Origin of the sequence: Klebsiella sp. CD33 (assembly GCF_051992865.1) — a bacterium.
Classification (GTDB): Bacteria; Pseudomonadota; Gammaproteobacteria; order Enterobacterales; family Enterobacteriaceae; genus Klebsiella; species Klebsiella pneumoniae.
The window spans coordinates 1,142,533-1,165,775 of sequence record NZ_CP197023.1; the positions used below are offsets into that span (position 1 = coordinate 1,142,533).

Genomic DNA, 23,243 nt, shown 5'->3' on the forward strand with positions numbered 1-23,243 from the left:
AATATTGTTAATGTTTTGCTGGCGCCATACCGCTGCTGAGAAAGGGGGACGGCGAGGGTAGGGTTACCACCAATCAGGTCAGGAAAGACACCATGAAGTATATCATTCTGTTGATCATTGTTATTGCTGTACTGTATGTCCATTACCGCGGACGGGTGCGCTATCGTTTCTGGCGGCAGCTCTCCGACCATTCCACATTTACCGCGCCGCTGAATGGATTTATGTATTTATTTTCCCGCGTGCCGAATACGCCTTATCTGCGGCCGGAGATGTTTCCCGAGCTGGCGATATTGCAGCAAAACTGGCAGGTTATTCGCGACGAAGGTCTCCACCTTCAGCAACTGGAGCAGATTAAAGCGGCCGATAAATATAACGATGCCGGGTTTAACTCATTTTTCAAAACCGGCTGGAAACGCTTTTATCTGAAATGGTATGAGGATGCCCATCCTTCCGCCAGCCAGCTCTGTCCGCAAACTACCGCGCTGCTGCGCGATATCCCGTCGGTGAAAGCGGCCATGTTTGCCACTCTGCCGGACGGTAGCCGTCTGCCGCGCCATCGCGACCCCTACGCCGGCTCGCTACGCTTTCATCTGGGCCTGGCAACGCCGAACGATGACCGCTGCTTTATCGAGGTGGATGGCCAGCGTTACAGCTGGCGCGATGGAGAAGGCGTGCTGTTTGACGAGACCTATATCCACTATGCGGAAAATACCAGTGGTGAGAATCGCCTGATTCTGTTCTGCGATATTGAACGGCTGATGCGCTACCGCTGGGCGCAGAAAGTTAACCACTGGCTGGGACGCCATCTGATGAGCGCCGCTTCGGCGCCCAACGATATCGGCGATCGCACCGGCGGGATTAACCGGGCGTTTCGCTATATTTACCAGATCCGTATTGTTGGTAAGCGGTTGAAAAAATGGAATAAGACGGTCTATTACATCGTCAAATGGTTGCTCTTCGGCGGCATTGCCTGGCTTATCTGGAGCGCGTTTTAACCCCCTGGCGCCGGTTCCACGGCATGGTCGCCAGCAGACGCGCCATGCCGCAAAAGCCGGTTACGCCGGCGAAGGTGAGCCCGGCGCCGACCGCGCCGCTGAGCAGGAAAAAGCCGCCGTTAACGGTATAGCCCAGCAGCACCCCCAGTAAAATCAGGACGCCAGCGGCAATTTGCACCTGGCGCATCTGCGGCAGCGGCTGTGATGAATCTTCCACTACCGGCAACCCCGCGGCTTTCCACGCCTGAATTCCTCCTGCCAGCAGGCAGGCCTGCGCCGGCGCGGCGGCCGCGGCCAGACGAATCGCATTATTCTGCGTCCGGGAACCCGCCTGGCAGTGAAAGATGACCGTCTCTCCGGCCCGGGCATTGAGGGGCGCACCGCTGGTCAGAGTGGCGAGCGGCACCAGCTCGGCATCGGGGATATGTTCGCGCGCATATTCATCCGCATCGCGGATATCAATCAGTCTGGCGCCCTGGGCAATCTGCGCCTGGGCCTCGGCGGGAGTTAAGGTGGCGATGGTCATAGGATCCTCACGGGCAATAGAGCGTTTTCAGCGTATTGATCACCTGCTGTACCGCAGGGTGAGTAATGAAATAGTGGATACGCTGGGCGTCGCGCTCGCTGTCGATCAGCCCCTCGTCACGCATCCGCGCGAGGTGTTGCGAGGTGGCGGAGGGGCTCAGCCCTGTAGCCCGGGCGAGTTCGCCGGCGCTGGCCCTGGGCGCATCGCACAGCATGCACAGGATCAGCAATCGGTGAGGATTGCTCATCGCTTTCATCAGCGCGGCGGCTTCTCCGGCGCGGGCCTGCAGGTCTTCAGGTGTGGTCATTTATTTTAGCTTTGTCTAAATTTAGATAACTCTAAAATAAAAAGGCCGCCAGCGCCAGCACAATTTCTTCACGACTCAGGCCGGAACGGCGAGCCGGGCAATCTGCGCCCGGGCGCTGGCGATCCCGGCGTCGCGACCATGCGGGCGATTGTCCAGCCCTTCGGCATAGATAAATTCCACCTCCTGGATCCCCATCAGCCCCAGTACCGCGCGCAGATAGGGCGTGACGGCATCGGTAGTTTCTCCCTGGTGAATACCGCCGCGGCTGCTGACGACCACCGCCCGGACGCCCTCCACCAGCCCCTGCGGCCAGCTCTCGGTGTAGCGAAAGGTTTCCCGCGCCCGCGCCACGAGGTCGAACCATTTTTTTAGATCGGTCGGGACGTTGAGGTTATACATCGGCGCGCCGATCACCAGCAGGTCGCTGGCCTTTAACTCGGCGATAAGCTGGTCGGAGAGGGCGACCGCCTCGCGGATAGCAGGCTGCGGATCCACTGCCCCGCGCAGGGCGGCGAACAGGGGGCGATCCAGCGTTGGCAGCGCCATGGCGCTGAGATCGTGTTCGATGAGCCGATCGCCGTGTCCCGCCGCCTGGCGCGCCGCGAGAAATTCGTTAATCAACTGATTGGTGAGGGATGTTTCGCCATTAATGCTGGATTTTAAAACCAGAACGTTAGCCATGATGAGTGCCTCAAATGAAAGATAGAAGCAAAGACTAACACTGTCTTTTTTGTCTCAGGAGTGACATTATTTTTCCCTATTGTATCCCGTAAGGAACCAATCTGTGCGCGACGATCTGAATGCGATCCCGGTATTTGTCACCGTGGTCGAGAGCGGCAACTTTGCCAGCGCGGCGGCGATCCTCCATGTGACGCGTTCGGCGGTGGGAAAAACCATTGCCCGGCTGGAAGCGCGTCTCGGCGTGGCGTTATTCCAGCGTACCACCCGACGGCAACTGCTGACGGAAGAGGGGGAGCAATTCTATCTCCAGTGCCGGGAAGCGCTGGAGCGCATCCGCGAGGCCGAAGAGACGCTGCAGCGCGGCAAAGATGAGGTGCAGGGGCGGCTGCGGGTGTCGCTGCCGGTGCTGTTTGGCCAGCGCTGCGTGGCACCGCTGCTGTTCCGCCTCAGCCAGCGCTATCCGTTACTGAAGCTCGAGCTCCACTACAGCGACCGGCAGGTCAATCTGCTGGAGGAGGGGTTTGATCTTGCGGTGCGTATCGGGAGCCTGGCCGATACCGGGTCGCTGCGGGCCCGGGCGCTGGGAGAGCACGGCATGGTGCTGTGCGCGGCGGCGGAGTACCTGCGCCAGCAGCCAGCGCCGCAGACTATTGCCGGGTTGAACGAGCACCGTACCCTCGGCTATCTGCACAACGGCCAGCTGCAAAAATGGCAACTGTATGACCCGCAGCAGGGCGACGTGCGCTTCAGTCCGCAGACGTGGCTGATACAGGATGATTTTGCCGCCATCGCGGCGGCAGTGCAGCAGGGGATGGGCATCGCCTGGCTGCCGGACTGGCTGGTGGCGCAGGCGCTTGCCGATGGGACATTGCAGCAGGTGTTGGCGCCCAGCGCTCAGGTGCGTTTCGCCATCCACGCGGTATGGCCGGAGGGGCCGTGGCTGCCGCAAAAAACGCGGGCGGCGATCGATGCCCTGCGGGAAGGGCTGCCTCTTACCGCAACACCTGGTTAGCGCAGAGAGAAATAACCGCCATCTATGGCGGCGGAGGTTTTCCGACAGCGTGCAAGCTACCGGCGCGCTTTACGCCATAGCCTCAGCGACGAGGCCGTCCGGCACGGGCGGCACGGCGGTACAACGTGCTGCGGGCGATACCCAGTATCTGCGCCGCCCGGCTGACGTTGCCGTTGACCCTGGCCAGGGTATCGACAATCAACTGCTCATCATGGGCCTGCAATCCCCCGCGCGGCAACGGCGCAGGCGCGGCGCGATACGCCTCCGGCAGCGCGTCGGGCGTCAGCGTGTCGCCCTCATCGGCGAGAGCCAGCATTACCTTCAGGACGCTCTGCAGCTGGCGTACGTTTCCCGGCCACGGCAGCTGGCTGAGGTGAACCAGCAGCGCGTTTGAAAGCGTCACCCGGCGTGAAGCACCGCCCAGGTCGTGCCACAGGGTGGCGATAAAGGTTTCCAGCGCCGGCCACTCGCGCAGCGGAGGCAGCGCCAGGGCGTATTCCCGCAGGCGCCACAGCAGATCTTCACGGAATTCTCCGGCGCTGACCCGCTGGGTCAGGTTGCGGTGGGTGGCGCAGATCAAGGCGAAATTCACCGGCACGCTGCGGCTGGCGCCCAGCGGAGCGACCTCTTTCTCCTGCAGGACGCGCAGGAGGCGGGTCTGCAGCGCCAGCGGCATATCGCCGATCTCATCAAGAAACAGCACCCCGCCGTCAGCCTCGCGGATTTTACCGATATAGCCATTTTTGCTGGCGCCGGTAAACGCCCCCGGCTGGTAGCCGAAGAGCTCGGATTCGATCAGCGATTCCGGAATGGCGGCGCAGTTAATGGCGACAAATTTACCGCTGCGCCAGCGGCTGTGCCGGTGCAACGTGCGGCTGACATACTCTTTGCCGCTGCCGGTTTCTCCTTCAATGCACAGGGCGATGCCGGCGTTGAGCAGCCGCAGCAGCTTTTCGCCTTCGCGCGGACTGGTAAAGGGGAGATGCATGGCCGGCGGGGCGCTTACCGCCACCCGGCGGCGGGTGGGCTCCCGCAGGCGATAGTGGTAGCGGCCCTGCGGCGTGGTCAGCGGCAGCGGGACGCTGACCGCCGTTTGCGTCAGCGTCGGAAAAAGCGAGGCAAAGGTGAGCTGGCCAAACTGCGCCGCGCTCAGGCCGAACTCGCGCATCGCCAGCCGGTTGCCGGCGGTGAGGACGTTGTCGGAAAAGACCAGCAGCAGCTCCTCGACGCTGTCGAGTTTGTCCACCTGCCGGTGCAGGCTCATCAGCCACTGCTCAGGATGCAGACTCTGTTTCACCCACAGATATTCAATTTGCTTTGCCGCCGCTTTTACCCAGCCAAAGGTGTGCTGGTGGGGAAAATTCGCCGGGCCGGAGATATCCAGCACCCCGGCGATGCTTCCGTCCGGTCGCTGGAGCGGCATCGCTGCGCAGTACAGATTCTGGTTGCGGGTAAGAAAGTGCTGACGGCCATCGATCTCGCAGCCATCGTCAATCGCCAGCGCGGTGCCGATGGCGTTGGTCCCGCGCCCGCTTTCACTCCACAGATTGCCGGGAGCCAGCGCCACGCGCTGGGCCTTTTGCAGCGCCTGGGTATCGCCGAGAGTATGCAGCACCAGGCCGTCGGGGTCGGAAAGGATCACCACCGACTGCAGGTCTGCGACCTGGCGCGACAGGGCTTCCACCACCGGCTGCGCCAGCTGCTGCAGGCCGCGGTGGCTGGCGAGCCGGTCCGCCAGCTCGCCGGCGCCGAGGCGGGGAAAATCCTCGGTGGCGGGATCCAGCCCGTAGCGCTGGCAGCGAGACCACGAATCGCTCAGCAGGGGATTCGCATTAACCTCTGGTGCGAGAAGAAAGGGATTGCCTGCCACAGGGCACCTCTGGGTCGATGTTGCTGTGTTGCAATATTGTAGCCATTTGGTTTATTTGGTGTTGCGATTTGCAACACATAAGTGGAAACCCGTGCGACAGTGGCTGACCATCTGCTCGGTTAGTGAAGGCAACGTATTAATAAATAAAAATATTTAAAGAAAATAAAAAACTGGCATAACCCCTGCAAAGTGAGAAGCGTTCGGCGGCAAACTTAAAAAATCAATATGCCGCTGCGTCTCAACCCTACAGAAGGAGATTTGCGATGCGTTATGCACATCCTGGCCAGCCCGGCGCCGTGGTTTCATTTAAATCGGCTTACGGCAACTTTATTGACGGTAGATTTGTCGAGCCGCTGAGCGGTGAATTCTTTATGAATACTTCGCCGGTCGACGGCAGCAACATTGCGCAGTTTCCCCGCTCGGATGCCAGAGACATTGACTTCGCCCTCGACGCCGCCCATCGCGCGGCGCCGGCGTGGGGTAAAACCTCAGTGCAACAGCGCTCCAGGCTGCTGCTACAGGTCGCCGATCGTATTGAACAGCATCTGGAATATCTGGCGGTGGCGGAGAGCTGGGACAATGGGAAACCGATCCGCGAAACCCTGAATGCTGACCTGCCGCTGGCGGTGGATCATTTTCGCTACTTCGCCGGCTGCCTGCGCGCCCAGGAGGGTAGTACCGCCGAAATTGACGAAACCACGGTGGCCTATCATTTCCATGAACCGCTGGGGGTGGTCGGACAGATTATCCCGTGGAACTTCCCGCTGCTGATGGCCGCGTGGAAGCTGGCCCCGGCCCTGGCGGCGGGGAACTGCGTGGTGCTCAAACCGGCGGAACAGACGCCGCTAAGCATTACCCTGCTGCTGGAGCTGATCGGCGATCTGTTCCCGGCCGGGGTGCTTAACGTGGTGCAGGGTTTCGGCAAAGAGGCGGGCGAGGCGCTGGCCACCAGCAAGCGTATCGCCAAGCTGGCGTTTACCGGCTCCACGCCGGTCGGGCGGCATATTCTCGCCTGCGCGGCGGAAAATATTATCCCCTGCACCGTCGAGCTGGGGGGGAAATCGCCCAACATCTACTTCGCCGACGTGATGGACGGAGAAGAGGAATTTATTGAGAAGGCGGTGGAGGGGCTGGTGCTCGGCTTCTTCAACCAGGGTGAGGTCTGTACCTGCCCGTCGCGGGCGCTGATCCATGAGTCCATCTATGAGCCCTTTATGGCACGGGTCATGGAGAAGGTGGCGCAGATCCGCCGCGGCGATCCGTTAGATACCGACACCATGATCGGCGCTCAGGCTTCCCGCCAGCAGTTCGACAAGATCCTCTCCTATATTCAGATTGCCCGGGAAGAGGGTGGGCAAATTCTGACCGGAGGCGAGCGGGCGGCTATCGCGCCGGCGCTGGATAATGGCTTTTATATTCAGCCTACGCTGATTAAAGGTCGCAACGATATGCGCTCCTTCCAGGAGGAGATCTTTGGGCCGGTGATCGGGGTGACCACCTTTAAGGACGAAGCGGAAGCGCTGGCTATCGCCAATGAGACCCAGTTTGGTCTCGGCGCCGGGGTGTGGACGCGGGATACCAACCTCGCCTATCGCATGGGTCGCGGCATTAAAGCCGGTCGCGTGTGGACCAACTGCTATCATGTCTACCCGGCGCATGCGGCGTTCGGCGGCTATAAACAGTCCGGCGTCGGGCGGGAAACGCACAAGATGGCGCTGGATGCCTATCAGCAAACCAAAAACCTGCTGGTGAGCTACGGCACCGCGCCGCTGGGCCTGTTCTGAAGTCCATCTCATTTCTGACCGATCCTCAGTCCGCAATCCATTCGGGTTGCGGATTTTTTTTAACTTCAAAATAACCATTCGAAGAGGGTGGTTATTTTGCCGGCGGCAGCGCCCATGTATTTATGTCACTTATGTATTGGCTTTCACTTGAAAATAAAAACACTTCCATAATAAGGGATTAGCGGGTGGAGGTGGCGCACCCTGGCGTCGTTTGTGTAGAAATTATGAATATTAATACCAGGAAAATTCCTAATTTTTGTGTACGCTCTGACGAGCGCACAATAAAACAAGACGAATTTTTGAACAATTGTCTTTAAGTTTGTTAATTGAATTGATCTGTTGTTGTTTAAAGGTATTTGAATTTCTTTTGTATAGATATGTAAATTAACATTGAAAAGCCATTTCAAAAATTAAATATATGGCGAGTATAGCTATTAACTTATAGTTAACATCTTCCCGGATTGCCTTTTGATACTTCGGGTAATATATTTATTTCGCACATCAAAATAACTCTTTTTTCTTCTGTTTGTTATTCATGGCCATCTATTGGCGAAATAAGGCAGAGTAGAGGGGGATGTGCCTAATATCCTGCGGAAGGAACGCAACGTACATTTACAGGGAGGAGCTGACGAGCCGTTTCGTGATAGCTTTAGGGCTATTGTCGATGATGGAAAATATGTTCGTTAACGATGAGATAAATAATGAAAAAACAACCTCGCTTTATAACCATCCTCATAGGAGCGCTGCTTTCTGGCGTAGCCTTGCAGGCTACCGCGGCCAACACTATCAATCCTGACTCGGGCACCAGTTCGGAAGGCGCCGGCGGGCAGGTCATCTTCAATGGGTCAATCACCGACAGCTCTTGCAACGTCGATAGTAGTTCTAATGGCCAGAAGGTTGATCTGGGCAAATGGGCCAGCAACTATTTTACCGGCACTGGTTTTGAAACCACCAAAACCCCCTTCCATATCAAAGTGAAAGATTGCCCGGCCAGCGTGACTACGGTCGCCGTGCTGTTTGACGGCGCGCGCGATCAGTCTGATAACTCCCTGCTGGCCATCAACGGCGGCGCCAGCGGCGTAGCGATTAAGCTGTATGAGCACGATCGGTCGACGGCTGTCAGCCTCGGTAAAACGTCAGCCAAACAGACGGTCACTCCGGGTACCAGCGGCGGCACCGGCTCTGCCGACCTCGAGTTTTACGCCGACTATATCTCCACCGCGGCGACCGTGACGGCAGGTAAAGCCGACGGTACAGCTAATTTCAATATGATTTATAACTGATCTAATTGCGCGTTATTCAGAGTCAGCCCACTGCGTCTTGATTAATTACAGATAGCTAATGTGTTAATTGTCATGAAGTCACGAAATATATTCGTGACGGTATAGTTGTTTTTGCTAATTATCCCGTCGAGTACTGGCTCTGTTATTCACTGCTTTATTTTGTTGTCTGTTCAACTTTTACCTGATGGTAAGTCATGATGAAGAAAATAATTGCCGTTGCGGCTTTTCTGCTGTGCACCACGGCAGCGCAGGCCGGTATTGTCATGGGTGGAACCCGTGTGATTTATCAGGAAGGGAAGCGTGAAGCCGCTATTTCAGTCACCAATGCCGATACCCATACGCCCTATCTGGTGCAGTCGTGGGTGGAAAATTACGCGGAAAACGATAAGGCCAGGGTGCCCTTCATTGTAACGCCGCCCTTGTTCCGTCTCGATCCGGAGCAAAATAACGTTCTGCGGATTAACTTTATTGGCGCCTCGCTGCCCCGCGACCGTGAATCGGTCTTCTGGCTGAACGTCAAAAGTATCGCCCCGACGCCTCAGGGCGAGGTGAATAAGCTGCAGGTGAATATTAAATCGAAATTCAAAATCTTCTATCGCCCCAACGACCTGGAGGGCGACCCGGCAAAGGCCTGGCAGCAGCTGAAGTTTAGCCAGTCCGGCGGTCGGCTGACGGTGATAAATCCCACTCCCTACTTCGTCTCTTTTTACGCCGTCGAAGTGGGCGGGCAAAGCATCGACGATCCCGGCATGGTGGCTCCCTTCGGCGAGAAAACGTGGCCGGTGAACGGGCACGGCACCGTCAAATGGCGGGCGATTAACGACTACGGCGGCGTCAGCGATTTCGCCCAGCAGTAATTCCCCTTTTTGATGAGCTTACCGGACGGCGCCAGCATGAAAAGAATAACAACAGCCAGGGTGCGGGAGTATGCCTTGTTGCCCGTTACCGCCGGGCGGGCGGTGGCGCTGGCGACGGTGCCGACGATGATGTTTTGTCTCAGTCCGTTGGGCCGGGCGATGGCCGACGACTATTTTGACCCGGCGGCGCTGGAGTTTGCTGACCCGCAGCAGCAAACCTCCGATCTGCACTACTTCGCCAAACCCGGCGGCCAGCAGCCGGGGACTTATCCTGTCACCGTGGTGGTTAATGACCAGGAGCTGGGTCAGGCTGATATCACGTTTGTTGACGATGGCGGGCAGCTGCGCCCGGTGCTGACGCCCGGTCAGCTGGCGGAGTATGGCGTCAACGTCAGCGCGTTTCCCGCCTTTCAAGCGCTGCATGAAGGCGAAACCTTCACCCGGATCGAGAAGTTTATTCCCGACGCCAGCAGTCGGTTCAGCTTCGCTAACCAGCGCCTGACGCTGAGTATTCCCCAGGCGGCGATGAACGTGCAAAGCCGCGGCTATGTCGATCCGTCGCGCTGGGACGATGGCGTGCCGGCCGCGTTTGTCGATTACTATTTTTCCGGCGCGCAAATAAAGAACGCCGACGAAGGGGAGAGCAGCCGCTCAAACTATCTCAATTTACGCAGCGGCCTCAACCTGGGCGCCTGGCGACTGCGCAACATCTCCTCAATGCAGTATGACCAGCAGCGCCGGCACTGGGATACCCAGAGCACCTGGCTGCAGCGCGATGTCCGCTCGCTGAAGAGCTTGCTGCGGATCGGCGATACCTACACCACCGGCGATGTGTTTGACAGCATACAGTTTCGCGGCGTCCAGCTGATGTCTGACGATGAAATGCTCCCGGACAGCCAGCGCGGCTTTGCCCCCACTATTCGTGGCGTGGCGCACAGCAATGCCAAAGTGACCGTCTCTCAGCACGGGTATGTGATCTACGAGACCTTTGTGTCACCGGGGGCATTCGCCATCAGCGATCTCTACCCCACCTCGCAGAGCGGCGATCTGGAGGTGAAGGTGACCGAGAGCAATGGCGCGGTGCGTACCTTTACCCAGCCCTATTCCGCGGTGCCATATATGCTGCGCGAAGGGCGCGGCAAATTCAGTCTCAGCGCCGGCCGCTACCACTCCGGGGGGGAGTCGGTGCGCTCGCCGGAATTTCTGCAGGGCACTTTGTTCTACGGTTTGACGGCGGGATTCACCCTCTACGGTGGTACGCAGCTGGCCCGGGACTATCAGGCGTGGGCGCTGGGCCTGGGCCGCGGTTTTGGCGAGTTCGGATCGCTGGGAGGGGATGTCACCCAGGCCGTCACCCGTACGCCGTCGGGCAAGCGCTATACGGGCCATTCGCTGCGCGCTCAGTATCAGAAAAATTTTGTCAGCTCGGGCACTGCGTTCAGCCTCGCCAGCTATCGCTACTCGTCAAGCGGCTATTACGATTTTGCCGAAGCCAGCGCCCTTGAAAGCGCCCAGGGGCAAGTAGACAACCGGCGTCGCCGGGAAGAGCTGTCGGTGTCGCAAAGCCTTGGTGGCCTGGGCAGTCTGGCGGTTTCCGCCTGGTCGCAGGAGTACTGGCATCGGCAGAGTCGGGATGAGACGGTGCACCTTGGGTTCTACAGCGCCTGGAAAGGGATCTCCTGGGGCGTGGGCTATTACTACACCCGCGCCAGCGGCCAGCAAAAAAATGACCGCTCCTGGTCATTCAATATCAATATTCCGCTGGGTGGTCCGCTGTCCGACAGCGCGGTGAGCTACAACACCACCTCGGACAGCAATGGCTATACCTCGCAGCAGATGTCGCTGTATGGCGCGGTGCCGACGCGGCCAAATCTGTTCTACTCGGTTCAGCAAGGTTATGGCAACCAGGGACGAGGCAGCAACAGCAGCGCCTCCCTGGACTACCACGGCGGCTTCGGCAACGCCCAGATCGGCTATCGCCATGACGCCGCCAGCAACCAGTTGACCTGGGGAGGCGCCGGCTCGGTGGTCGCGCATCCGCACGGCGTCACCTTCGGCCAGACGGTGGGTGAGAGCTTCGCCATCGTCCGGGCGCCGGGGGCCGCCGGCGTGGCGGTGCAAAACGGCAACAATGTGCACACCGACTGGCGCGGCTATGCCGTGGTGCCCTCTCTGACCGCCTACCGGAAAAATGTCATTACCCTCGATACGGAGTCGATGGCCGACGACACCGACGTCGACCAGCAGGGGCAGACCGTGATCCCCGGCGGCGGCGCGGTGGTGATGGCCAACTACCAGACCCACATTGGCAACCGGGTGCTGTTTACCCTGCGCAATGCCCAGGGGCCGCTACCGTTTGGCGCCAGTGCGCGGCTGGTCGAGGAGGAGGAGAGCGGCAATCCGCCGGGCGGCATGGTGGCCGACGGCGGCCAGGTGTATCTCAGCGGTGTGCCGCAGGAGGGAACCCTGGCGGTGAGTTGGATCGTCAACAACCAGTCGCAGAGCTGCACGCTGCATTTTCATCTTCCGGATAACCCACAGCAGAGTCTGAATACGGTGAAAACCGTCTCCGGACTGTGCCAGACACGCTGAGGCGGCTATGAAATCTGTTTTTCGTCTACTTCCTTTCCTCTTTCTGCTGGGGCTGAGCGCCTATCTTCCCGGCGTGCGGGCTGAAACCTGCCGCGCAAATATCGGCCAGACCACGGTCAATATTCCTAATATCAAGTATTTACCCACGCTGCCGGTCAATACCCAGATGACCAGCGCGATGGCGGATAACGGCAGCGGGATCCCTTTTTCCTGCGACCTGCAGCTGCCGACGGCGAGCGCCAAACGCATCGTCTATAAGCAGCTGAAAACCGGCGGCTCGCCGATGGTGATTAACGGACAGCATGTCTACCCCAGCGCTATCGACGGCATTGGTTACGCCCTCAGCTTCCAGTGCGCCGGCGGCCCGATGCGTGCCATCGATGGCAGCCACTCCGCCGGCGGCGAGTCGGTGGTGATATGCGACAGTGCGACGCTCCCGGCGCTGATGACGCAGCAGCAAACCACGGTGAGGATTGCGGTAACCTTCTATAAAACCGGAACGGTGCAACTGGCGGACGGGACGCATACCAACTCGCCGCCGCTGCCGCAGGTGGGGGAGATGACCATTGAACAGCAGACCAGCGCAAGCGCCAGCTTTGTCGCCAGCGCGCCGGTCAGCATCGATATCGCCGCCCTGAATGTGGACATTGGCAGCAGCGGCAGCTGCCAGGTAGCGACATCGACGATCCAGGTCAGTCTGGGTACGGTTAACCGGGGGGAGTTTCATGGCAAAGGGACTACCGGCGGCCAGGCGAAGCGCTTTTCGATTCCGGTCTTCTGTCCGACGCCGACCGACGTGCGCATCGGCTTTTTCGGCGTCAGCGTGGAGAGCGATACCCTGGCCCTGAGCCAGGCCAGCAACAGCGCCAGCGGCGTCGGCGTGAAGCTGACCTACGGCAATAACCCCGGTGCGGCAGTGCCCGACGGCACCAGCGTTAAGATCAATGAGGCCAGCAACTTGCCGATCCTGAAAAGGGTGACCGGCGCCAGCGCCGGGACCGCCGAGGCTATCAATTTTAACGCGCAGTATGTGCAAACCGACGCCACCGTGGCGGCGGGCACGGCCAACAGCATGGTGACCTTCGCCCTGGAGTATAACTAGCCTGGCCCCGTGGGCAGACTGCCCTGCAGCGGGATCGGCACTACCGCGCCGTAGTCGTCGATATAGTTCAACTGGTACAGGCGAGCGCTGTCGGTGGTCATTACGGTATGGCTGCTGTAGGGCCGGAGCATCACGTTTCTTATCGGCGAGAGGTGGCCTTTATTATCGATCAGCGCCCCGTTGACCAGGGTGATATGAAGTGGGCCTGAGTTCGTCAAGCGCAGGTTATTGCCGCTCTGCTGCCACTGCAGCTTTTGCACCTCTTTGACGAGGGTGGTGGCGATGGTGGGTGGACGATAAAACAGCTTCAGACGGGTGCGGACGACAAATTGCAGCGTATGATTGCCGCCGGCGGTCGGCGGCGTCTCCTGGATATTGACCCAGAACAGGCTTTCCCGATCGTCGGGCAGCCCGCTGCCGAGATAGATAAAGCGCAGTTGGGCGGATTGCTGCGGCGATAAATAGACCAGCGGCGGCGTCGCCACCATCGGCAGGCCGACGCGCGAGGCATTGAGCCCGGCATCCAGCCAGATCTGCACTTTATAGGGGGTGCTGCTGCGGTTATTGATATTCAGGCTGGCGACTTTGTCTTTTCCTGAATAGATCACCCGTGAGGCATTAATGGTTATCCCGGCGCAGGCCTGAAAGGCCAATGCGCTGAGCAAAACAGCCACCTGAGTTTTCATGATCGCTTCCTTTACGTCGACGTTTCATCCCTGACCGGAAAGCTATTCCTGCATAATGGTAAACCGGGCCGTCGCGTTGCCGTCGCCAGGAACCATGTGGGCTTTATCCCAGGTGTAATAGAAGGCGTTCAGCCTGAAGGTTCCGGAGCCGCCGTCCACCGAGATCTCTATGCGAGGATCGTGTTGCGGATCAAGGCGCTCATCGAGGCTGAGTGGGGTGCCCGTGCGGTCCGTGAGCAGAATACCTACGTTGCTGGCCGGCTTGCCGCTGCCGTCGAGCGCCAGCACGCGGTTTTCAGGCGTGCCGGCAGGCGAGGGGCCGTCAACCACAATATAGTAAGTGCCTTTCTCACAATCTTTAACGCGAATGTCGATGCCGACCGCCGGCCCGGTCCCAGACTGACTGTTTTTCAGTCTCGACAGCGGAATAGCGCCCATACTGACGCCGATGACCCCGCTGTCGCTCACCCCTTCGAGCTTGCAGGAGGCGTTCACGACCTTGCCGATGAAATTCAGCTTGCCCTCTGCCGCGAGTGCAGAGCCGGCGGCCAGTCCGGCAAAGACCGTCGCCAGACACAGCGTGATTATTTTCATTTTCTTTCCTTCTCTATTGCCCGTAAAGCTGGCGCCAGGGCCGTTATTTTGATGAGTCTTATTTACGCCAGGTATGTTTTTTTATTTATTCATTTAACTGACTAATTTATTAATGCCTGGAAATAAACTGGCTTGTTATTTATGGGCTGCTTTTGTCAGGATAGTAGCGCGGGGGAATTGCGGCGTAAATAAGACGGTTATTGACGCGAGTTGAATGCCAAATAACTCTCAATAAAAAAATTTTCTGTTTTATATCAGTGTGTTATAAATAGCTTATTGCTCTTTTTTGCCAAGCGAACGAACCCGCTTCATTGTGTAAAATACGATCGTTCACGTAAGGCTATGCCCGGCGGATGAGGGATCATTCACCGGATGGGGCTGTGTTTTATCGCCAGATTTGCGATCGGCAACCGCGCCGTCGGGTTGTATGTCCCGGTGTTTAAAAATAGGATGAATGCCCTGGCTCGCACTGCGGATACTGTGACTGATGCGGCCGGTCACTCTGGCATGAAAAACGATAACTTTAAGGATGGCGAAATGAGACTGACGGTGGGGCTGGCGCTGACGCTGGCGATTATGACCTGCGGCGCCCAGGCGCGCGATATGCAATCCATCGAGCACAGCGGTGAACTGAAGGTGGGCGTGCCGGGCGATTACGCGCCGCTGGCGTTTCGCAATGCCGCCGGCGAACTGCAGGGCTATGACGTGGACATGGCCCGCGATCTCGGGCGCACGCTCGGACTCAAGGTGAGCTTCGTCTACACCAGCTGGCCCGCGCTCGCCGCCGATCTGCAGGCGGACAAGTTTGATATTGCGATGGGTGGGGTTACCGAGACCCCGGCGCGGGCGCAAGCCTTCGCCCTCAGCCATCCGGTGGTGGCGAACGGAAAAATCGCCTTAGCCAACTGCCAGGCCGCCCCGCAGCTCGGTTCGCTGGAAAAAATTGACCGTCCGGACGTGAAAGTGATCGTCAACCCTGGCGGCACAAACCAGAGCTTTGTCGATGAACACATCAAGCAGGCGCAAATTATTCGCGTGCAGAACAATGTCGATAACCTGCAGGCGCTGCGGCAGAAAACGGCCGATATGATGGTGACCGATCTGATTGAAGGCGACTATTACCAGAGCAAAGAGCCCGGCGTGTTCTGCGTTGCTAACGAAACGCCGTTCGCCGGTACCGCCAGCAACAAGGTGTATATGATGAGTAAAGATAACCCGGCGCTACTGGAGAAAGTGAACCAGTGGCTGGATAGCCAGGACAAAGAGGTTCTCAAACGGAAGTGGAAAATTCGCGGTTAACCGCGGCGGCGCGCCACCACCGGCAGATATGTCCGGCGGTGGCTATCGTCCACGGTTAGCGCTGCGGCGACAGCGCCTGTCGCGCCAGACCGCGAAAGTAGCAGGCGTAGCCGAGGGTGGCGGTCAGACACAGCATATAGCCAAACGACTCGCTGCCTTCCTCGACCGTATTTTTTACCACCCGGGCGTAGTTCTCTTCCAGCACGGCGTACCACAGGCCGTGCATGCCAAACAGCCGCGAGAAGACCAGAATCGCCAGCAGGCCGCTAATCATTATCCCGTAATACGGGGTGCGGGTATACTCCGCCAGCTGCGACAGGGTCTGACGCAGATGGCGCAGCGGCAACAGCAGCGACCCCGCGGTGGCCAGCAGGGCAAACCACACCCAGCTGCCGTGGGAGAGTAAATCAAACAGGCCATCCAGCTCACGGATCAGCATGGCGAGAAAGAAGCCGCCGATGAGGATATTGCTATAGCGCAAGTGGGCATATTTCCGCGCCAGCAGCAGATGAACCAGCACGATAACGGCCAGCACGCTCTCCTGGACCACTTCGGTGAGCGACACCTCCGGGATGTCGTTGCCAAACACCCGAATATCCACCCACAGGCAGAGTACCGCGAGGGCGGCCGCGACCGCCGCGCCGAAAAAGAAAAGCAAGCTTCGTAACAGAGACATTAACACCACAACTTATGCTTAAAACAAATATCATAAGTTCTGGGAATACATGTTCCTGTTCACTTTGTGCGACTTTGCGGCTGTTTTTTAACATTTTGCGCTTTTTAGCGCCCGGGAAGGCGGCAGGGGAGGGGGCTCCCCTGCATAAAGGGGATTCAGAGAATATCATCCACCACGCCGCCGTCGACGCGCAGCGCGGCGCCGGAGGTGGCTGACGCCTGCGGCGAGCAGACGTAGACCACCATATTGGCGACCTCTGCCACCGAGGCCGCCCGCTGGATCACCGAGCTCGGACGATGGGTCATGACAAACGCTTTCGCCAGTTCCTCCAGCGACTGGCCGGTTTTCGCCACGTCGTCTTTCAGCATCTCGGCAAAGCCGTCGGAAATCGTCGGCCCTGGCAGTACGCTGTTAACGGTCACTCCGCTGCCGGCGACATATTTCGCCAGGCCGCGGGCCAGCGACAGCTGCGCGGTCTTGGTGACGCCATAGTGGATCATGTCCGCCGGGATATTGCGCGCCGATTCTGAGGAGATAAACACCACCCGCCCCCAGCCTTTACTGACCATCGCCGGGAGCAGCCCCCGCGACAGGCGTACGCCGGACATGACGTTGGTCTGCCAGTAGTTGTCCCAGGTCGCGTCGTCGGTGGCGTAGAAATCCTGCGGGCCATAGATCCCGGCGTTATTGACCAGAATATCGACACCGGTCACCGCCCGCAGCAGCTGCGCTGCGCCGTCGGCGTCGCTGAGGTCGGCGATGGCGGGGCGCGCCTTCGCGCCCGGCACCTCATTTTGCAGCCGGGCGATCGCGGCGTTCACGCTCTGCTCGCTGCGCCCGTTAAGGATGACCTCTGCGCCGCTCTCCGCCAGGCCTTTGGCGATGGCGAAGCCAATACCCGCCGTGGAGGCGGTGACCAGCGCGACCTTTCCCGCTAAATCAATCTTCATGTTCATGCCTTCTGGTTGTGGATCTCCTATTAAGCGTAGCAGCGGCGATATAGCCGGGGATCAGTAACCGGCGTGCTTATTGACCAGGTTTTTCAGCGGCAGCCCGCGGCGCTGGCGCTGAATGTTCTCCAGCAGCTGGCGGGCGATCACCTCGGCAGAGGCCGCAGAGGCCATATGTGGGGTGATGACCACCTGCGGATGGCGCCACAGCGGATCGTCCGCCGGCAATGGCTCCTGCGGGAAGACGTCGAGCACCGCCCCGGCGAGCTGGCCGCTCTCCAGCGCCGCCAGCACATCGTCATTGACCATATGCTCTCCGCGGCCGCAGTTGATTAACACCGCTCCGGCGGGAAGCCTGCTGAACAGCGGCGCGGCGAGGATACCTCGGGTCTGCGCGGTGAGCGGCAGGAGGTTAATCAGCCCGTCAAGCGACCCAAGAAAGTGGTCGAGCGCCTCCTCGCCGCGATAGCAGATGACGCCAGCCAGCTGCTTTTCACTGCGCGACCAGCCGGAGACCCGATAGCCGAGGCGGGCCAGCTGGTCGGCGATATAGCCGCCAATTTCGCCGAGCCCCATAATGCCGATATGGAAGTCGGCGGCGGCGCGCTGGGGATAGAGCTTCCAGGCTTGGGTCCGCTGGTGGGCCAGCGCCCGGTCGAAATGGCGCTGAAACCACAGGACGCTCCACAGGGCATATTCGAACATGCCGTGGCGAAAATCTTCATCGATCACCCGGCACAGCGGGATCTCGCTGGCGAACAGCGCGGGCGGCAGATGATCGACCCCGGCGGACGCGGCCTGGATCAGCTTCAGCCCCGGCGAACGGGTCAACAGCTGCGGGTCCGGGAACCAGCAGCTGGCGTACTGGGCGTCGCGCGCCGCCTGGTGATGGGGCAGAAGCGCCGTGACGTCGGGAAACTGCTGCAGGGCGGCGCAGATATCGCGGGCGAAATCCGCGTCGTTACAATCCACCACGATAGTGATATCAGACATAGGCGTTAGTCTTTGTAAGAGGTATCGAGACGGTCAAGACGGCGCAGCCACGCCTGCCAGACCTGTTGACGTTCATGCTCCACGCCCATCAGCTGCTCGCAGGCGTGCTGGCTAAGGTGCGGGGCGATGGTGTGGATCGGGCTGAGGGCCGCCAGCTGGGCGGCGGCCATCTGGATCTCGCAGGCGCGGTTCAGGTAGTACATGATATAAAAGGCGTCAGCCACGGTGCGGCCCACCGACAGCAGGCCGTGGCTCTGCAGGATCATAGCGATATTATTCCCCAGCGAGCGCTGGATGCGCGCCCGTTCGTCGAGGTCAAAGGCCACCCCTTCATAGGGATGGTAGCCGACGCGCTGGTAAAACTCGGTGCTGATCTGGTTGAGCTGCAGCAGGCCATCCTCGCAGGCGGCCACCGCCATCCCCGGCAGCGTATGGGTGTGGATCACGCAGTGGGCGTCTTCCCGGGCCATATGCACCGCGCTGTGGATGGTAAAGCCCGCCGAGTTAGCCGGCGCGTCGCCCGCTACGACCTTGCCCTGCATATCCACTACGATCAGGTTGCTGGCGGTGACTTCGTCAAACATCATGCCGAAGGGATTAATTAAAAAACGCGGCTCGCCGTCGCCGGGCAGGCGCACGGAGAAGTGGGTGTAGAGGGTATCCTCCCAGCCGAACAGCGCCGCCAGCCGGTAGGCGGCGGCCAGCTGCTGGCGCAGGTGTTGCTCAGTTGCCATTTAGCGTACTCCCATAAATTCACGGATTCGTTGCAGAGAAGGCGCCTCCAGCGGGCTGCGGATCACCTGCGGGGCGATATCGGCCTGCACCACGCCGTTCTCCATCAGCACCACGCGGTCGGAAATCGACAGGGCGAAGTCCATCTCGTGAGTGACAATCAGCATGGTCATGCCTTCGCGGGCCAGCGACTGAATGACCTTCAGCACTTCGCCTACCAGCTCGGGATCCAGCGCCGAGGTCGGTTCGTCAAACAGCATAATGTCCGGCTTGAGCGCCAGCGCCCGGGCGATCGCCACGCGCTGCTGCTGGCCGCCGGAGAGCTGTCCGGGGTACTTGTGGGCATGGGCCAGCAGGCCGACGCGGTCGAGCAGCGCCAGGGCCTGCTCGCGGGCGACCGGCTGGTCCAGCAGCTGGTGATAGCGCGGGGCCAGCATCACGTTGTCGAGCACCGTGCGGTGGGGGAACAGGTTGAAGCTCTGGAAGACCATGCCGATGCGCCGTACCCCGGCGCGCATCTGGCGTTTGTCGACGATAGCTCCGCCCTTAAGATAGTCCTCGCCGTAGAGAATGATCTCCCCGCCATCAAGGCTTTCGAGGGCGTTGATGGTGCGGATCAGGGTGGTTTTGCCGGAGCCGGACGGGCCGATGATGCTGATCACCTCCCCGTTCTCCACCTGCAGATCGATGCCTTTCAGCACCTCATGCTGCCCCCAGGATTTGCGAATGCCCCGCAGATCGAGCGCCGGCGGCGCGCCGTTGACGGCCGGGGTGTTGCTCTCTTCGCTCAGCGCCGGCAGGCTCTGGCGCAGCGCCTGGCATTCCGCCTCGCTGAGGGTTTGCGGACGCTTACGCTGAATATCGAGACGATTTTCCAGCGCCCGGAACAGCCAGGTGAAGACGGTAACCACCATCACGTAGTACACCGCTACCGCCAGCAGGGTCTCCATCACAAGGAAATTCTGCGCATACAAGCGCTGGCCGGTGAGCAGCAGCTCGGGTAAGGAGACCACCGACAGAATCGAGCTCAGCTTAATGATGGTGATGTATTCATTGATCAGCGTCGGCAGCGAGATGCGAAACGCCTGAGGGATCACAATCAGCCGCTGGATGCCGATAAAGCTGAAGCTCAGCGCATGGCCTGCCTCGCTCTGCCCCTTGGCCACCGACAGCAGCCCGCCGCGGTGGATCTCCGCCATATAGGCCGCCTCGGTGACGGTCATCGACACCAGCCCGGCGATAAACGGCACCCCGAGCAGCGGCTGGGTCACCGGAAACAGCTGCGGCAGGTTGTAGACAAACACCAGCAGCACCATCAGCGGCACGCTGCGAAAAAACCAGATATAGAGTTCGACGGGGATCTTGACCCAGCGCGGCGCCGAGAGCTTCGCGCAGGCTAACAGAAAACCGACCACCAGGCCGATCCCCCAGGACAAGGTGCTGATTACGATGACGGTCACGCACGCCTGCCAGAATGCCCCAATGCTAAACAATGAAAAAAAGTATCCCCAATCGAACGCCATACTGACTCCTGTTGCGCAGTGCTTATTGTCTTAATCGATGCTTTCTAAGTTGTATTTTTTGATCAACGCGGCATATTGGCCGTTGGCCTTCAGCGTGGCCAGGGTGGCCTTGATCGCCTCCGCCAGCTCGGTGTTGCCTTTGGCGACGTAGATCCCCAGCGGCAGCGGGTAGACCAGGCGCGTAGAGCTTATCGCCAGGCGGCCGCGGCTCTTGTCGACGATGATCTGCGCCGCCGGGGCAATCTCAAGCTGAGCGCCGATGTTCTTCGACAGCAGCGCCTGCGAGGCTTCCGGCGCCGTCGGGAACTCCTGAATGGTGATGGCCGGTTTGCCGTTTTTCAGGCACCACTCATCGGAGTGTTTTTTCAGGCTGGTCACCCAGGTGGTGCCCGCCTGCAGACCGACCTTCACACCGCACAGCTCATCTTCGGTTTTCGGCTGCACCGCGCCGCCCTTCAGGGCGATGATCGACGCGCCGGAGAGGGCGTAAGGGATGGCGTCGGCCTGTTTCTGGCGCTCCGGCGTCACGTACATCCCGGAGATCACCGCGTCATATTTCTTGCCGATGCCGAGGATCAGGCTGGTGAACTTGGTGTCGATCAGCTGCGGTTTGGCCTGCAGATGTTGGGCGATCAGTGCGGCAAACTCCGGGTCGAGACCGACGATATTGTTATTGCTGTCATAAGACTCAAACGGCGGGTAGGTGACCTCCATCCCCACCTTAAAGACACCCTCGGTCAGCAGTTCCGCCGCCTGGGTGACAGGGGAGAAACAGGCGCTGACGGCGAGGGTAAGCGCGACACGGCGCGAGATTTTTTTCAAGGTGCTAGTCATCATGGATCCTCACGGGTGGTTAGGGGTTTTTTTGCTGAGCCTGTTTTTTCAAATGGCCAAACGTATTGGTGCCGCGCGCGCGCTCCGGTAGCTGAAGTTCACCGCGATTGACCTTCTCGCGCAGGTAGCGATAGGTTTGCAGCGCCTGGCTCCACATATGCTCCCCGATGCTGAGCTCCTGATATTCACCGGCTTCGCCGGCGGCGAGAAAGGTCGGCAGCGGGCGGATCAGCGTGTGGTAATCGCAGGCGAAAAACAGCGGGAAGGAGTACCGCTCCTGCGGCACTTTGCGCACCCGGTGGGCTGTAGCAACAAATGTGCCAGCGCTGAGCACTTCCAGCATGTCGCCGATATTGATCACGAACGCCTCTTCTCCTGCGGCGTTTTTGACGGGAGGTGCATCGATCCACACGCTTTCTTCATTGAGAACTTCAAGGCCGGGCTGGTCGGCGAGCAGCAGGGTGAAGCACTCATAGTCGGTGTGTGCACCAATTCCGGGAACATCTTCGACGCTGGCGTCGAACGGGTAATGGATCAGCCGCAGCTTAGCCGGCGGGCAGTTCACCATCGGTTTGAAATAACCTTCCGGCAGGCCGAGCGCGAGGGCGAAAGCGTCGAACAGACGGTGGCCGAGGGCGAAAACCGCGTCGTAGTAGGCCAGCACCCGCGCGCGGAAATCCGGCAGATCGGGCCACTCGTTGGCACCGATCAGCGGCGTACCGGCGAGCACCAGCGGATGGTCATCCGCTGCCTGGAAGCCGATATCGAAAGCCTCTTTATGGTCCGGCTTGCCGGAGCCGTAGATCTCTTCTCCTTCCGGAACGTAGCCCTTATGGCTTTTGGAGTGGCCGATGTAATAGTTCATCTTCTCCTCCATCGGCAGGGCGAAGATCTGCTTCGCCGCCTCGCGGACGCCGGCGATCAGCGCCGGGTCGATACCGTGGCCGGTGATGTAGAAAAAGCCCACCTCGCGCGCCGCGCGGCCGATGGCGTCTGCCACCGCCTGACGCCTGGCGAGGTCATCGCCGGCCAGATCGCGGATATCGATGGTCGGGAGTTCAGTAAAAGCGTGCTTCACGGCGGTCATGGCTGCGGTTCCTGTTCAGTGAGCGATAAAAACTGCTGAAAGTGGGCCTGCTGGCGCGTGGCCATCCAGGCGTTGAGCGACCAGAGATCGGCCACCGGAACGTTGGTGAACGGCAGATGGTGCAGATAGCCGTCGGCGCCAAACTCCGGGGTCAGCGTGGTCTGCGGGTAGCCGCGCTGGCGCTGCGAACGCCAGATTTGCTGCCAGAAGCGCTCGGCAAAAGCCAGCGCCGGCTGATACTCAGGCGCCGCCGGGTGCGGCACCTGCGGCCCCTGGTCGTAGCCCACCCGAGCCTGCACGTGATGCACGCGGTCGATAAAGGCGCTGAAGTCATCGCTGGGGTCATCCAGCAGGCGCTCGCTGACCACCACCCAGTGGCTGATGTCGGCGGTAAAGCGCAGCTGGGGGAGCTGCTGAATGATCTCCAGGGTGAGCCACGGGCTGTACAGCGAGGTGGCGCGATGGGTTTCAAAGCTGCAGGTCAAACCAAACCCGGCTGCCAGCTCATGCGCCTTGCCGAGAAAATCGACCTGCTGCGCCAGCGGCCAGCGATCGTTGCCCGCCAGCAAATTGACAAAGCGCGGGTTGAGGCTGCTGGCCTCGGCGAAGCGGGTCTGCAGGCGCGCCAGATGCTGCTCGGGCGTTTCATGCTGGGCGGGGAGCACCCCGCCGCCGCTGAAAAGAATGGCGATATACTCCAGCCCCGACGCCTGCAGGCGGTCGGCGAGCTGCCGCCGCTCGGCCACCGTTAACGGCACGCGGGCTTCGATGCCGCAGCAGCCGACGCGCTGCAGTTCATCCAGCGTTTGCGGCCAGGGGGTCGTCACTCCCCAGAGGGTGCGAAAGCATTTCAGCTCCAT

The 23,243-nt window shown here is 59.9% G+C and carries 22 protein-coding genes; 8 read left to right on the forward strand and 14 right to left on the reverse strand.

What is annotated here, in order from left to right; translation table 11 throughout:
* The first annotated feature begins 92 nt into the window (after positions 1–92).
* Positions 93–995, forward strand: coding sequence for a lipid A hydroxylase LpxO (gene lpxO / locus ACR809_RS05710; RefSeq protein ID WP_122051098.1), 903 nt, complete (start codon positions 93–95; stop codon positions 993–995).
* Here the strand turns inward: lpxO and ACR809_RS05715 are convergent.
* From ACR809_RS05715 to ACR809_RS05725, 3 genes are all read right to left on the reverse strand, one after another.
* Entirely contained in the window at positions 976–1,521 is a 546-nt protein-coding gene (locus tag ACR809_RS05715; RefSeq protein WP_023280443.1) for a rhodanese family protein, read from the reverse strand. The two genes, lpxO and ACR809_RS05715, sit on opposite strands and share 20 nt — an antisense overlap.
* A gap of 7 nt (positions 1,522–1,528) precedes the next feature.
* The gene (locus ACR809_RS05720; protein WP_002914277.1) at positions 1,529–1,828 is read right to left on the reverse strand and encodes an ArsR/SmtB family transcription factor; all 300 of its coding nucleotides are present in this window, start codon (positions 1,826–1,828) and stop codon (positions 1,529–1,531) included.
* 75 nt (positions 1,829–1,903) lie between these two features.
* Entirely contained in the window at positions 1,904–2,509 is a 606-nt protein-coding gene (locus ACR809_RS05725; RefSeq protein ID WP_004174743.1) for an FMN-dependent NADH-azoreductase, read from the reverse strand.
* Positions 2,510–2,612: 103 nt separating this feature from the next.
* Here ACR809_RS05725 and ACR809_RS05730 point away from each other — a divergent pair, with 103 nt between their 5' ends.
* A complete protein-coding gene (locus ACR809_RS05730; RefSeq protein WP_004149434.1) occupies positions 2,613–3,521 on the forward strand; it encodes a LysR family transcriptional regulator in 909 nt (302 codons plus the stop codon).
* Between the two features lie 82 nt (positions 3,522–3,603).
* Here the strand turns inward: ACR809_RS05730 and ACR809_RS05735 are convergent, their stop codons facing one another.
* Positions 3,604–5,391 carry a sigma-54-dependent Fis family transcriptional regulator gene (locus ACR809_RS05735; protein WP_004151036.1) on the reverse strand — a complete coding sequence of 596 codons (1,788 nt, stop codon included), beginning with the start codon at positions 5,389–5,391 and terminating at the stop codon, positions 3,604–3,606.
* A 263-nt stretch (positions 5,392–5,654) separates the two neighbouring features.
* Between ACR809_RS05735 and exaC the strand changes: the two genes are divergently transcribed.
* The 5 genes from exaC to ACR809_RS05760 all read left to right on the forward strand — a co-directional run bounded on the left by exaC (position 5,655) and on the right by ACR809_RS05760 (position 13,009).
* Positions 5,655–7,175 (forward strand): acetaldehyde dehydrogenase ExaC, encoded by a 1,521-nt coding sequence (exaC, locus tag ACR809_RS05740; RefSeq protein ID WP_004174747.1) that lies wholly within the window; start codon positions 5,655–5,657, stop codon positions 7,173–7,175.
* 701 nt (positions 7,176–7,876) lie between these two features.
* Complete coding sequence (locus ACR809_RS05745) at positions 7,877–8,458, forward strand: fimbrial protein (RefSeq protein WP_004145710.1); 582 nt, start codon at positions 7,877–7,879, stop codon at positions 8,456–8,458.
* Positions 8,459–8,652: 194 nt separating this feature from the next.
* Positions 8,653–9,315 carry a fimbrial biogenesis chaperone gene (locus tag ACR809_RS05750; RefSeq protein WP_094326631.1) on the forward strand — a complete coding sequence of 221 codons (663 nt, stop codon included), beginning with the start codon at positions 8,653–8,655 and terminating at the stop codon, positions 9,313–9,315.
* A 36-nt stretch (positions 9,316–9,351) separates the two neighbouring features.
* Positions 9,352–11,907 (forward strand): fimbria/pilus outer membrane usher protein, encoded by a 2,556-nt coding sequence (locus tag ACR809_RS05755; protein ID WP_050503298.1) that lies wholly within the window; start codon positions 9,352–9,354, stop codon positions 11,905–11,907.
* A 7-nt stretch (positions 11,908–11,914) separates the two neighbouring features.
* Positions 11,915–13,009 (forward strand): fimbrial protein, encoded by a 1,095-nt coding sequence (locus ACR809_RS05760; protein ID WP_016532246.1) that lies wholly within the window; start codon positions 11,915–11,917, stop codon positions 13,007–13,009.
* On the opposite strand, the gene ACR809_RS05765 is transcribed toward ACR809_RS05760, so the two are convergent.
* Together ACR809_RS05765 and ACR809_RS05770 are read right to left on the reverse strand one after the other, a co-directional pair.
* Complete coding sequence (locus ACR809_RS05765; RefSeq protein ID WP_023282925.1) at positions 13,006–13,695, reverse strand: fimbrial biogenesis chaperone; 690 nt, start codon at positions 13,693–13,695, stop codon at positions 13,006–13,008. The genes ACR809_RS05760 and ACR809_RS05765 overlap by 4 nt on opposite strands.
* A gap of 42 nt (positions 13,696–13,737) precedes the next feature.
* A complete protein-coding gene (locus ACR809_RS05770; RefSeq protein ID WP_102097970.1) occupies positions 13,738–14,289 on the reverse strand; it encodes a fimbrial protein in 552 nt (183 codons plus the stop codon).
* 450 nt (positions 14,290–14,739) lie between these two features.
* Here ACR809_RS05770 and ACR809_RS05775 point away from each other — a divergent pair, with 450 nt between their 5' ends.
* On the forward strand, positions 14,740–15,588 hold the full coding sequence (locus ACR809_RS05775; RefSeq protein WP_042937537.1) for a transporter substrate-binding domain-containing protein: 849 nt from the start codon (positions 14,740–14,742) through the stop codon (positions 15,586–15,588).
* A 55-nt stretch (positions 15,589–15,643) separates the two neighbouring features.
* On the opposite strand, the gene ACR809_RS05780 is transcribed toward ACR809_RS05775, so the two are convergent.
* The 8 genes from ACR809_RS05780 to ACR809_RS05815 form a co-directional block, all read right to left on the reverse strand.
* The gene (locus ACR809_RS05780; protein WP_023282923.1) at positions 15,644–16,264 is read right to left on the reverse strand and encodes a hypothetical protein; all 621 of its coding nucleotides are present in this window, start codon (positions 16,262–16,264) and stop codon (positions 15,644–15,646) included.
* 155 nt (positions 16,265–16,419) lie between these two features.
* A complete protein-coding gene (locus ACR809_RS05785; RefSeq protein ID WP_004180966.1) occupies positions 16,420–17,214 on the reverse strand; it encodes an SDR family NAD(P)-dependent oxidoreductase in 795 nt (264 codons plus the stop codon).
* Positions 17,215–17,274: 60 nt separating this feature from the next.
* A complete protein-coding gene (locus ACR809_RS05790; RefSeq protein WP_094326627.1) occupies positions 17,275–18,207 on the reverse strand; it encodes a 2-hydroxyacid dehydrogenase in 933 nt (310 codons plus the stop codon).
* Positions 18,208–18,212: 5 nt separating this feature from the next.
* Positions 18,213–18,941, reverse strand: coding sequence for a class II aldolase/adducin family protein (locus ACR809_RS05795; RefSeq protein WP_004180964.1), 729 nt, complete (start codon positions 18,939–18,941; stop codon positions 18,213–18,215).
* Positions 18,942–20,462, reverse strand: a complete 1,521-nt coding sequence (locus ACR809_RS05800) for an amino acid ABC transporter permease/ATP-binding protein (protein ID WP_004151026.1) — start codon at positions 20,460–20,462, stop codon at positions 18,942–18,944. It lies immediately after the preceding gene.
* A gap of 30 nt (positions 20,463–20,492) precedes the next feature.
* A complete protein-coding gene (locus tag ACR809_RS05805; protein ID WP_019704833.1) occupies positions 20,493–21,296 on the reverse strand; it encodes an ABC transporter substrate-binding protein in 804 nt (267 codons plus the stop codon).
* Positions 21,297–21,315: 19 nt separating this feature from the next.
* Positions 21,316–22,383, reverse strand: coding sequence for an isopenicillin N synthase family dioxygenase (locus tag ACR809_RS05810; protein WP_064145158.1), 1,068 nt, complete (start codon positions 22,381–22,383; stop codon positions 21,316–21,318).
* Complete coding sequence (locus ACR809_RS05815) at positions 22,380–23,243, reverse strand: sugar phosphate isomerase/epimerase family protein (RefSeq protein WP_004145694.1); 864 nt, start codon at positions 23,241–23,243, stop codon at positions 22,380–22,382. The genes ACR809_RS05810 and ACR809_RS05815 overlap by 4 nt, the downstream gene beginning before the upstream one ends.